We start from the raw sequence: 11,606 nt of genomic DNA, 5'->3' as shown, positions 1-11,606 counted from the left end.
CGGCGGGTTTGGGTGCGGGGGCGGCCGGGCGGGGGGCTGTGAGGTGTTTCTTCGTGGTGGCGAGGATATCGGCCGTCTGGAAGGGCTTCATCACCACGTCATTGGCACCCTGTTCGACGGCCCGGCTGCGCATCGACGGGTCGTCTTCATTGCCGGTGATGATGATCACGGGCACGCCGCTGATGCGTGCCTCGCCCGCGGCGCGAATGCGGCCGAGCAGACCGAAACCATCGAGTTCGGGCATGGCCAGATCGGTGAAGACGCAACGTACGGCAGGGTGTTCCTGGAGGGCTTCCCAGCCCGCTTCGCCGTTGGAGGCCTCGATGACGTCGAATTCGGGCTGAAGAATCTTCTTCAGAGCGATACGCATGACGCGCGAGTCGTCCACGAGCAGGATAAGCGGTTTGTCGTTGGAGCCCGTCGACACGGTTGATTCCCTCCGCGGCCTTTGATGGGGGCGCGGCCTGTCGTTATTTGCTTGTTGTCGGGTTCCGGGAACCCCGGAGCGCCACCGCCGCCAAGCGAACGCCCTGCGACCTACTATACAGCGCGGGGACGCCGCTCACCACCATCCCCACGTGACCTTCACCACAGTCTGCAGGCAGGCCGGACAGGGCCCCTGGCATGCCGCCGGCAGGGCGGCCGACCTGTCACAGGACGACGCTGTACAGCACCACCATGGCGACCACGATCAGACCCACCACCAGCAGCACACGGCCGGAACCGGAACTCCCCTGCGCACCCGCAGCGGCAGGCTCGGGCATGGCCTGGATCTTCCTGAGCTTTTCTTCCAGTTCGTCATTGCCCGGGTAGTCGGCCAGCGCCTCGCGCAGACACTGGATGGCATCCGCGCGCTGCCCCTTCACGGCCAGCAGCTCCGCCTTGGTCAGGGCGGCCCGTACGGGGTCGATGGCGATGGTCGATTTGACGTGTGCATGTTCCATATCCAGTCTCCGGTTGTGACAGCATAAAGGGCCCGGTCAGGTGTCCGGTGCCGCCATTTCGTTTGCCTGCAGACGCAGGCGTTCCCAGCCATGTTCCAACTCGGGCCACAGGCCCTGCCCGTCATGCCCATGGTGCCGCTCGTTCAGCTCATCCAGGGTCATGACCTGTGGCGGCTTGCCCTTGGGAAACTGGCTGCCCCGCGCGAACAACAGCACCCCGTGCACCGGCACATCCGGGATCAGGGCCCGCACCGCCGCCTCCCGCACCCGCAGGGCCGGCAGGGGATTCGGGAACTTGTGACTGCCTGATCGCGTCATCTGCACCCACAGTTCCATGTTCTCGGCCGCAAAGATCACCCCCGGATAACGCTTGACCATGACCACGGTGATGCCGCGCTGCCCCCGCACCAGGAAATCGATATCCAGGATACCGCCCAGGCCGTCCGGAATACGGGCGCATTCGAGCACCTCGTCCCCCATGCGCCGCACGCGGCCATACAGCTGCCAGCTCCCCAGCCTGCGCAGCACAGCGGGGCTGGCGATGAACAGGCTGGCCACCAGGGCAATGAAAGCACCCGCGCCCAGCACCATCCACTTCTCGGGCGCCAGCATCGACGCCCAGCCGATCACTTCATCCAGCATTACCACCTCTCCTTCCGGCTCGCGCCCAGCTGGTGCCGCCGGCCTCTTCCATGAAGGGTCTCTGTGAACCCATGCCATCCGGTGTCGCCACCGAAACGGTGATGAATAACATACCCGACGGCAAAAACCAGTAGTCTGGCGTCAATCACAGTTCAGAAAGGGGGTATTTCAGAAATTTCCTACAATGTGACACGCCCTCACGGGGATGACGGGCATAAAAAAGGCGGCCTGAGCCGCCTTTCAAGCCCGCCGTGGCGGACGCCGAACCGCTGGTTCGCTGGTTGTTGTTGTTAACCGGTCAGCCGCACTTGCTGTCGCCGCAATTGAGACAGGTCATGCAGCCATCCATCATGACCACGGCCTTGGTCTGGCACTTGGCGCAGAGCTCGGCACCAGCCGGGAAGCCGGTGGCCTCCTCTTCGCCGGCAGCGGACTGCTTCTGCTTGCTCTCGTATTCCGCACGCTTCTGCGCGATGAGTTTCTTCTGGTGCTCGTCGAGCTCCTCGCTCTTGAGCAGGCCGATGAAGGTCAGATGACGCTCGATGGCATCACCGATCTCGGCGATGATCGAGGGCATGTACTTGCCGCCCTTCTTGAAATAGCCACCCTGTGGATCGAACACCGACTTGAGCTCTTCCACCAGGAAGGTCACGTCGCCCCCCTTGCGGAACACGGCAGACATGACGCGGGTGAGCGCCACGATCCACTGGAAGTGATCCATACTCTTGGAGTTGATGAAGATCTCGTAGGGCCGGCGCAGCTCGTGCTCGGTGCCCTCGTTGAGCACGATGTCGTTGATGGTCACGTACAGCGCATGCTCGGAGAGCGGCGTCTTGATCTTGTAGGTCGAGCCGATGAGCATCTCCGGGCGCTCGACCTTCTCGTGCATCTGCACGACATTGCTTTCCGGCGCGGCCTTCGCCTCGGCCACGCCGTCCACGTCCGCCGGCTCGTCCTTCTTCACGCTGTAGCCGACGATCTTCTTTTCGATCTTGATGGTCATCTTCCTGCTCCTGGCGCGCCCCGCGGCGCGCCGCAATAAATTCAGTTTTTCGTACCGACCCGCTGCTGGCGGCAAATCCAGTCGCTGAACCGCCAGGCCGGGCCTGTCAGTCAGCACAGTTTACTGACGGCACCTGCCCCTGACGGCGGGCGAGGCTTCACGTTGACCCGGATCGCCCGCCTAGAACTTTCCGTAGTAGCCTTCCTTCAGTGCGTCGAAGAGATTGGCGGCAGTATGCATCTCGCCGTCGTACTCGATCTCCTCGTTGCCCTTCACCTCGAGCACGCTGCCATCCTCGAGCTTGAATCGGTAGATGGTGTTCTCGAGGTCCTTCTCCTTCACCAGCACGCCCTGGAAGGCCTCCGGGTTGAAGCGGAAGGTGGTGCAACCCTTCAGTCCGTTGTGATAGGCGTAGTGGTAGATGTCCTTGAAATCCCCGTAGGCATAATCGGTCGGCACGTTCGCCGTCTTCGAGATCGAGGAGTCCACCCACTTCTGCGCCGCCGCCTGGATGTCGACATGCGACTTCGGCGTGATGTCCTCAGCGGTGATGAAGTAGTCCGGCAGCCTCGATGCCTCGCCATCGCCATAGGGGTGCGCCGCCGGGTTCACCAGCTCGCGGTAGGCGAGCAGCTCGAAGGAGAACACGTCGACCTTTTCCTTGGTCTTGCGGCCCTCGCGGATCACGTTGCGCGAATAGCAATGCGCGAAGGACGGTTCGATCCCGTTGCTCGCGTTGTTGGCCAGCGACAGCGAGATGGTGCCGGTGGGCGCGATGGAGGAATGGTGCGTGAAGCGCGCCCCGACCTCGGCCAGCTCCTTGACCAGTTCCGGCGCCACCTCGGCCACCCGCTGCATGTAGCGGCTGTAACGGGCGTGCAGCACCTTGCCCTTGATGGTATCGCCCACCTTGATACCGTCGCGCTTCATCTCCGGGCGCTTGCGCAGCATCTCGGCGGTCACCACGAAGTCCTGGTCCATGATCGGCGCCGGGCCTTTTTCCTTCGCCAGCTCCAGGGCGGTCTCCCAGCCGGCGATGGCCAGTTCGCGCGAGACACGCTCGGTGAATTCCAGCGACAGCTTCTCGCCGTACTTCATACGCAGCATGGTGAGCGTGGAGCCCAGCCCCAGGAAGCCCATGCCGTGGCGGCGCTTGTGTTCGATCTCGTGACGCTGCTGGCCGAGCGGGAGACCGTTGATCTCCACCACGTTGTCCAGCATGCGGGTGAAGATCGACACCACCTGACGGAACTCGTCCCAGTCGAAGCTCGCGTTCTCGGTGAAGGGGTCGCGCACGAACTTGGTGAGATTCACCGAGCCCAGCAGGCAGGAGCCGTAGGGCGGCAGCGGCTGCTCGCCACAGGGATTGGTGGCGCGGATGTTCTCGCAGAACCAGTTGTTGTTCATCTCGTTGACGGTGTCGATGAGGATGAACCCGGGCTCGGCGAAGTCGTAGGTGGAGGCCATGATCATGTCCCACAGCCGCTGGGCCTTGATGGTCTTGTAGACCTTGCAGGCCACCAGCCCTTCCTCGTTGGTGAGGTAGCGGCCCTGTTCCGGCCACTCGCGCCAGATCACCTGGCGGGGGTCATTGAGGTCAAGCCCGTCGATCTCCACTTCCTTCTCGGTGACGGGGAAGGCCAGCGGCCAGTCGGCGTTCACCTCCACCGCTTCCATGAAATCGGCGGTGATGAGCAGCGACAGGTTGAACTGGCGCAGGCGCCCGTCCTCGCGCTTGGCGCGGATGAAATCCTCCACGTCGGGGTGGCCGACGTCGAAGGTCGCCATCTGCGCACCACGGCGGCCGCCGGCGCTGGAGACGGTGAAGCACATCTTGTCGTAGATATCCATGAACGACAGCGGGCCCGAGGTGTAGGCGCCGGCGCCGGACACGTAGGCGCCCCTGGGACGCAGGGTGGAGAACTCGTAGCCGATGCCGCAGCCGGCCTTCAGCGTGAGGCCCGCCTCGTGCACCTTGTTCAGGATGTCGTCCATCGAGTCGGCAATGGTGCCGGACACGGTGCAGTTGATGGTGGACGTGGCGGGCTTGTGTTCCCAGGCGCCGGCATTCGAGGTGATGCGGCCGGCCGGAATGGCTCCATGGCGCAGCGCCCAGGTGAACTTCTCGAACCATTCCTTGCGCTTGGCCTCGGTCTCCTCGACCTCGGCCAGGGCGCGCGCCACGCGCTGGTAGGTGTCGTCGATGGTCTGGTCGATCGCCACGCCGTCCTTGCGCTTGAGCCGGTACTTCTTGTCCCAGATGTCCGCCGAGGCGGGCTGCATCGGGATGTCGGTGACGGAAACGGTACGGGTGTTCTTGAGCGAGTGCGCCTTCATAGTCCTCAGCGTTCCTATGGTGTTCTTTTTTAGTAGTGGTGCGAGATGCGCAGCCGGTGAGACGGCAGTGGCGTCGGGGGCATCCCGGGGACCGCGAATGCGGAAGCCATAAAACTAAAACAACAATATCTTGTATTCAAGCTTTTTTAGCCGCTAGAATCGACAGCGCAAGAAGTTTTTTAACAAGGACATAAAAAACAACGAGTTATAAACGCGCACCACCAGAGTGCCGGCATATTAGCGGCTACTAACACGAATCAGCCAACCACAATATCTTGTGTTCAGGGATTCAACAGGTTTTCCACAGATTCCCCACCGGGGGCGGTGGAAAACTCCCCGGGCACGACGGCCGGCAGGCAGGCCATCCGGCCCTGATGAACGAGATGGCGGTCAAAAAGACACCAGTCGATGGAGGAAGCACCGATGTCGTATTCGCCCCTGCGCCACCTGCGCCAGCTCGGCCCCCTGCGCCTGTTGCTGCTGCTCACCGGACTGGTGACCCTGCTGCTGCGCCGCGCCGCCGACGCCCCCGTGAGCCTGGAGGGCTGGGCCTTCGTCACCACCGTCGTGGTCCCGGTGGTGGCGCCCATCGTGTTCGTGCTGCTGCTGCTCGACGCCCTGATGGCGCGGGTCTTCCTGAGCGCCGCCGAGGAACCGGCCCTGCGCGCGCGGCTGCACACCGTGCTGTACACCAACCTGGTCGGGGCCGCCGTCCTGCTCGTGGTCTGGAGCCCCTTCATGCTGGCGTTGCGCCAGCCCTGAGGCCACGGGGCACGACCGGACAAAAAAATGCCCCGCCGAGGCGGGGCATCTTATGAGGCGATTGCGCGCTGGCTTAACGGCGCGAACCACCGCGGGTCACGTCACCAGCGCCCGTTTCGGTGGCACTGCCGCCGCGCACGGTGTCCACCGAGCTGCCGCCCATGGCGGTAACCAGCGAATCACTGTCGTCATCCAGGAAACGGTTCACCGAGTCGGCGCCATCGCCATAGCGGACGAACTCGGCAAAGGTGTCGCCATCGTCATCCATGGTATCGATACGGGTGTTGTGGATGTCGTTGGGCATGTTGGCAGTACCTTCACCCCAGATGCTGTTGTGGTCGGCCATGGCAGCGGTCGAGGCCAGCAGGGAAGCAAGCAAAGCAGCAGAAGCAAGTTTCATGTGTCATCTCCACAGGTTTAATAATCGTAGTAATTACCTTCTGGATACCCCGTTGGGGTCGGAGGAATAGACGCCCTCCCACCCCACTGGTTCCTCTGCACTCACCGCAACGGCCTGCGGAATGACGTAAATGTGAATATCCTCACAAAGCAAACAGGTATTGGACGGACGTACCATCGAATCGGGCGGCTGCAGGCAACGACGGCCACGGCTCAGAAACGCCCGTTGATCGACACGCTAAACACATTGCGTTCGAAATCGTCACCCGGGATATTGGAATCGCGGCGCAGATGACGCAGATCCATACCCGCGAACACGCCTTCGTGCAGTGGATGGGTGAGGCCGGCCGACACATCGTAATAATCGTCCTCGATCGAGGCCTGCTGGTAATCGACCTGCCCATAGGCAAGCCCGAACTTGCCGAATACCGCCTCGGTGAAGCGCTGACGCCATTGCATGCCGAGTTGTCGATAGAGGTAGCCAGGCGAGCCGGGCAAGGTCGTCTCCTCGAGCGTATGCACGAGATCGACCCGCAGGTGACTGTCGTCGGAGATGAACCAGCTCAGGCTGCCCTGGTAATCCGGCACGCCGATATCATCGAAGGCCGCATCGTCGTACTCCTGGGACAGAAAGCCGAGCATCAGCTCGCCCTGCAGCCGCCGGCCCAGATCCAGCCGGGCACCCACGCCCGCACGGTAACCCGAGGAGCTGCGCTCGTACCCTGCATCATCGACACGCAGGGCATAGTCACGCACATCGCTGCGCAGCTGCGCAAAGACACTCCAGCGGGACGAGAGCGCGTGGCTGGTGCGCAGGCCGACGGAGGACTCGTCGCGGTCACGGTCGCCATTGAACAGCTCGACGGCACCGGCCGGCGTGTTGCGGTAATCCAGCCGGTTGAGGCTGCCGGCCAGTGTCAGCGAGACGGCCTCGATATCCCGCTTCACGCCGACATTGGCCTGGCCTCGGGTATAGAGCGTGGGCTCGTCGCCACTGACCGCATCGATGGAACCACGCACCTCGTGCAGGCGTGAATAGGACAGCCCGCCGAAGAGGTTGGAACTCGCATCGAAGTCGTAGCGCCCGGAAAGACCGCCCCAGTAATCGGTGGTGTCCTCCGTGCCGTAGTCGACGTAGCGCGCCGCCGTGACGCCGGCACCGGCCTTGAGCACATGCCGCTGCCACTGGCTCGCGGCATTGCCGGCCAGGCTGGCACGCAACACGGTGTCGCTCAGGGTATCGTCCTGGGTGGCGTAGATGTTGTCGTTGTATTCGTAGCCGAGACTGGCATTTGCGGAGTAGGCGAAGTCGCCGAGGAGCACGGACTCTTCCGGCGGCTCCTGCAGGGGCGCCGGGGTTTCCGAGGCCATCACCGGGAGCGGGACCAGCAGCGAGACGAACAATGCGCAGAGGGGGCCTCTGGCGTCCATGGCATCACCATATGAGAGGAGGGTCTGCCCGTAGCATGGCGCCCTCCCGCCCGTCGTACCAGGACGCAGATCAACAAAGCCGCTGATAGGCGAACTCAGCCTGCTGCCGTATCCGCACCGAGCACGACGCGATTACGCCCCCCGGCCTTGGCCTCGTAGAGCAGGTGGTCGGCGGCGTCTAGCATGGCCTCGAAGCCCTCGCCCAGCTCCCCGGTGGCACCGATACTCAGGGTGATCTCGATGCGCTGGCCGTCGTAGTCCAGCGGGGTGTCGGCCACCACCTGGCGCACGCGCTCCAGTACCAGTGCCGGCTGACCGGCATCACCGTTGGCCAGCAGCACGCAGAACTCCTCGCCACCGTAGCGGGCGATCATGTCGGAGGCCCGCACGGACTGGCGCAGGAGCTTGGCCACGTGCTGCAGGGCGAGGTCGCCGGCCTGGTGACCGTAGGTATCGTTGATGTGCTTGAAATGATCGAGGTCGAGCATGGCGGCCACCAGGTGCAGGTTGCCGCGGCGTGCATTGGCATAGAGCTTGGCGCCGGTGTCGTGCAGGTAACGCCGGTTGTACAGGCCGGTGAGGTAGTCGCGACGCGAGGCGTCACGCATGGCACGAATGCTGCGCACCAGGTCGGCGTTCTGGTGCACGCGGCAATAGAACTCCTCCTCGATGAAGGGCTTGGTGAGATAGTCGCTGGCACCGGCCTTGAGCAGGCGCGCCGATAGCGTGGGGTCGTCCTGCGCGGACAGGCCGATGATGGCCATGTCGTTGCGCGTCCAGCGCCGGCGGATGCGCGTGATGAGCTCGCCGCCGTCCATGCGCGGCATCTGGTAATCGCTCAGCACCATGGTCACGTCCGGGTGCTCCTCCAGCACCTCCAGTGCCTGCACCCCGTCTTCCGCCTCCAGTACCTGGTAGTTATGGGCCTCCAGCAGACGCCGGATCATCAGGCGACTGGTACGACCATCGTCCACCACCAGCACCTTGAGCTCGTGGTTGCCGCACAGGCGCTGCACCAGCTCGACCACGTAGTCCACCTCGTCGCCCTGGCGCTTCACCACGTAGTCGATCACGCGCTTGGCGAGAATGGTCTCGCGCACCTGCTCGTCCATGTTGCCGGTGAGCACCACCACCGGCACCTTCTGCGTATGCAGGAAGTCCACCACCTCGCCGTTGGGCGCGTCGGCCAGGCATAGCCCGGCCACGGCGACCGCCACGTTGGGGGCCTCCTCCAGCAACTCGCGCGCACCGGCCAGGGTGGAGGCGGTCAGCACGCGCGCGGGACTCGCGATCTCGATGCGGTTCTTCAGCAGACCCACCACCGAACGGCTGTCGTCGATGAGCAGCACCTGCGGCCGGGCATCGCTCAGCTGGCAGTCGCGTTCGCTCGGATTTCGGGATGCCATCGCCTCGCCTCTTCGGATCGTCTGCCGACGTTTTACGCCTGTTCACGCACACGGCGCAACGCCGCGGCCATGTTCGCGCCGGACTGGTAACGCTTGTCCGGCTCCTTGTGCAGTGCCTTGGCGACCACCCGGGCGAGATCGGCACCCAGCTCCGGCCGGATGCTGCGCAGGTCCGGCGCCTTCTCGCTGGTGATCTTGAACACCAGGTTGGCCATGCTGTCGCTGGTGAAGGGCAGCTGACCGGTGAGCAGCTGGAACAGTGTCACGCCCAGTGAATACAGGTCGGCGCGGCCGTCCACATCCTGGCTGGTGATCTGCTCGGGGGCCATGTAGGCGGGGGTGCCGAGCAGCGTGCCGGTACGCGTCTTGCTGTTGTCGATGAGCCGTGCGATGCCGAAATCGGTGAGCTTGACCATGCGTTCGTCCGGCTCGTAGAGCATGTTGGCCGGCTTGATGTCGCGGTGGATGACCTGCTGCTTGTGCGCATAGTCCAGCGCCTCGGCCACCTGGATACCGATATCCAGCACCTCGTCCACCGGCAGCAGGCTGCCCTCGCGGGCCGTCTCGTCGAGGCTGTGGCCCGGCACGAAGTCCATGGCGATGTAGGCGAGATCGTGCTCCTCGCCCACGTCGTAGACGGTGACGATGTTGCGGTGATCCAGACGCCCGGAGGCCTCGGCCTCGCGGTAGAAGCGCCACTTCACCTCCTCGAGTTCGGTGCCCTCGAACTCCTGGGTGAGGTTGAGCGTCTTGATGGCCACCTTGCGACCGATCTTGGGGTCGATACCGAGATACACCACCCCCATGGCCCCGCGGCCGATCTGGGCCTCCAGGCGATAGCGGCCGAGCATGGGCTTCTCGATGGCCGAATCGTCCAGCACCAGGGTGGAATCGATGGCGCTCTCGGGGGCGAGGAACCTGGCCGTATTGCCGTCCGGCACCGCCTTGAGACGGCGGATGCGCTCGCCGATGTCCCGGTAGCCCGGCTCGGCCTGGGCCATGTACTCGTAGACCTCCAGGGCACGGGTGAACTTGCGCCGCCGCTCGTAGTCCTGGCCGAGCTGGTAGAGGTGGTAGAGCGTGTCGGCATCCCGCCGGCACTTGCGAAACTCGTCGAAGGCCCGGTCGAGCTGCCCCTGGGCATGCAGGTTCACGCCCAGCAGGCGCCGCGCCTCGAAGGCCTCCTCGCGGCTGCGGGCTATGGTGTCGACGATGCGATGGCGCACCACCAGGGCGCCATACCCCACCGCCAGGAAGAGCATGGGAATACCCAGCGGCAGCCAGTAACGGGCCAGGATCAGAGACAGCAGCGAGGCATTGAGCAGGATCACCTCGACCAGGATCACGACCAGCAGGGCGCTGCTGCCGCCGTACACCCGCGCCGGCAGGGCCAGCAGGAACAGGGCCAGCAGGAGGATGAGGCCGCGCTGGGCGGCATGGAACCAGGTCGGCTGGGTGACGGCGCGGTCCTCGATCAGGCTGGCCACGCCATGTGCCGTCCACAGCACCGGGGCGAGTTCGCCCCCGGCCGGCGCCAGGAGCCGGGGGGCGGCGCCGGGGGCCGTGGGGCCGATCAGCACCGTGCGGTCGCGCAACGCCGCCGAGGGGATGCGCCCCTCCAGCAACGCCGCCGCCGAGTAGACGGGGACCGGCGGCTCGCCATCGGCCGTGACCGGCGGCAGGGGATGAAAGCGGTGCTGCATGCCCGTGGCCACGTCACGGAAGCCCAGGCGCAGGCCGTGTTCGCCCAGTACGGCAAGGTCCTCCAGCGGCACCCCACGGGCGACCGCCGCCAGCACGGTGACGAAACTCGGCACCCGGGCCTCGCCCTGGGGCACCGCCAGCGTCAGCGCCCGGACCCGTTCGCCATCGCCCCATAGCGGCTGGGCGCCGATGGCCCGGGCATGCGCGGCATAGGCCTCGATGGGCTCGCGCAGGCTCAGGGGGCCGGGCTCGGACGGGGGGCTGGCCAGCAGGCGCAGGGGCCCGGACAGATACCAGTCCGTGGCCGGCTCCAGCGCCAGCGGGTGCAGTCCCGTGGCGGCGGTCCTGTCGCTGCGGGTGGCGGCATACTCGGCGACCAGCACCACCTGGCCATGCTGGCGAATGGCCGTCGCCAGCTGGCGGTCGGTGTCCACCTTGCCCAGCCAGTAGCTGGCCGTGGCGAGCTTGTCGAGTCCGCTCTCGACCCGCTCCAGGGACTGACGTCGCGCAGTGTTCGGCGCCTGGGCACGCAGCTCGTCGCGGCGGGCGAGCAGTGCCTCGCGGCCCTCGGTGATCTCCGCCCGCACCGTTTCCAGGGCCAGGGGGGTCTCGGGCTGGTCCAGCGCGGGCAGGAAACCCACGGCGCGGGCGTCGCCCAGGCGTGCGACCACCTCCGCCAGGCGCGCGCGCGACCAGGGCCAGCTGCCATAGCGCTGCTCGGCGGCCTCGTCGATGGCGATGACCACCACGGCGTCGCCGGGCTCGGTCTCGGGGATCAGGCGGGCGGCCTCGTCGTACAGGCGGGACTCGAACCACTGGAGGCCGGAGGTCCAGCTGCCGAGCAGGAACAGCAGGGCCAGGGTGGCCAGCCAGAAATCGCGCCGCGCCCAGATCCGGCCCTGTCTACGCAAGGGATTCATCATTACCCGTCATTCTGCACCTGCCCCGCTGCCCGCGGGGTTCTGTTTATCGTCAAAA

The 11,606-nt window shown here is 65.1% G+C and carries 10 protein-coding genes; 1 reads left to right on the top strand and 9 read right to left on the bottom strand.

Features of this window, described 5'->3' with window-relative positions:
* The 5 genes from HUJ28_04860 to HUJ28_04840 all read right to left on the bottom strand — a co-directional run.
* Positions 1 to 427: response regulator (locus tag HUJ28_04860; protein ID MBD3618782.1), on the bottom strand; the 427-nt coding region annotated here is incomplete at its 3' end.
* Between the two features lie 223 nt (positions 428 to 650).
* The gene (locus HUJ28_04855; GenBank protein ID MBD3618781.1) at positions 651 to 944 is read right to left on the bottom strand and encodes a hypothetical protein; all 294 of its coding nucleotides are present in this window, start codon (positions 942 to 944) and stop codon (positions 651 to 653) included.
* A gap of 36 nt (positions 945 to 980) precedes the next feature.
* Positions 981 to 1,586, bottom strand: a complete 606-nt coding sequence (locus HUJ28_04850) for an NERD domain-containing protein (protein MBD3618780.1) — start codon at positions 1,584 to 1,586, stop codon at positions 981 to 983.
* 298 nt (positions 1,587 to 1,884) lie between these two features.
* Positions 1,885 to 2,589, bottom strand: coding sequence for an NrdJb (locus HUJ28_04845; GenBank protein ID MBD3618779.1), 705 nt, complete (start codon positions 2,587 to 2,589; stop codon positions 1,885 to 1,887).
* 180 nt (positions 2,590 to 2,769) lie between these two features.
* Positions 2,770 to 4,926 carry an adenosylcobalamin-dependent ribonucleoside-diphosphate reductase gene (locus tag HUJ28_04840; GenBank protein MBD3618778.1) on the bottom strand — a complete coding sequence of 719 codons (2,157 nt, stop codon included), beginning with the start codon at positions 4,924 to 4,926 and terminating at the stop codon, positions 2,770 to 2,772.
* A gap of 423 nt (positions 4,927 to 5,349) precedes the next feature.
* Between HUJ28_04840 and HUJ28_04835 the strand changes: the two genes are divergently transcribed.
* Complete coding sequence (locus HUJ28_04835; GenBank protein ID MBD3618777.1) at positions 5,350 to 5,688, top strand: hypothetical protein; 339 nt, start codon at positions 5,350 to 5,352, stop codon at positions 5,686 to 5,688.
* A 73-nt stretch (positions 5,689 to 5,761) separates the two neighbouring features.
* Here the strand turns inward: HUJ28_04835 and HUJ28_04830 are convergent, their stop codons facing one another.
* From HUJ28_04830 to HUJ28_04815, 4 genes are all read right to left on the bottom strand, one after another.
* The gene (locus HUJ28_04830; protein MBD3618776.1) at positions 5,762 to 6,088 is read right to left on the bottom strand and encodes a hypothetical protein; all 327 of its coding nucleotides are present in this window, start codon (positions 6,086 to 6,088) and stop codon (positions 5,762 to 5,764) included.
* Positions 6,089 to 6,300: 212 nt separating this feature from the next.
* The gene (locus tag HUJ28_04825; GenBank protein MBD3618775.1) at positions 6,301 to 7,518 is read right to left on the bottom strand and encodes an outer membrane beta-barrel protein; all 1,218 of its coding nucleotides are present in this window, start codon (positions 7,516 to 7,518) and stop codon (positions 6,301 to 6,303) included.
* 95 nt (positions 7,519 to 7,613) lie between these two features.
* Entirely contained in the window at positions 7,614 to 8,924 is a 1,311-nt protein-coding gene (locus HUJ28_04820) for a diguanylate cyclase (GenBank protein MBD3618774.1), read from the bottom strand.
* A 32-nt stretch (positions 8,925 to 8,956) separates the two neighbouring features.
* Positions 8,957 to 11,551, bottom strand: a complete 2,595-nt coding sequence (locus HUJ28_04815) for a protein kinase (protein MBD3618773.1) — start codon at positions 11,549 to 11,551, stop codon at positions 8,957 to 8,959.
* Positions 11,552 to 11,606: the final 55 nt, after the last annotated feature.

The sequence above is a fragment of the Chromatiales bacterium genome (assembly GCA_014762505.1).
Taxonomy (GTDB): Bacteria; Pseudomonadota; Gammaproteobacteria; order SpSt-1174; family SpSt-1174; genus SpSt-1174.
Note: the sequence above shows the minus strand (reverse complement) of the source record. Positions and strands in the feature narration are given on the sequence as shown.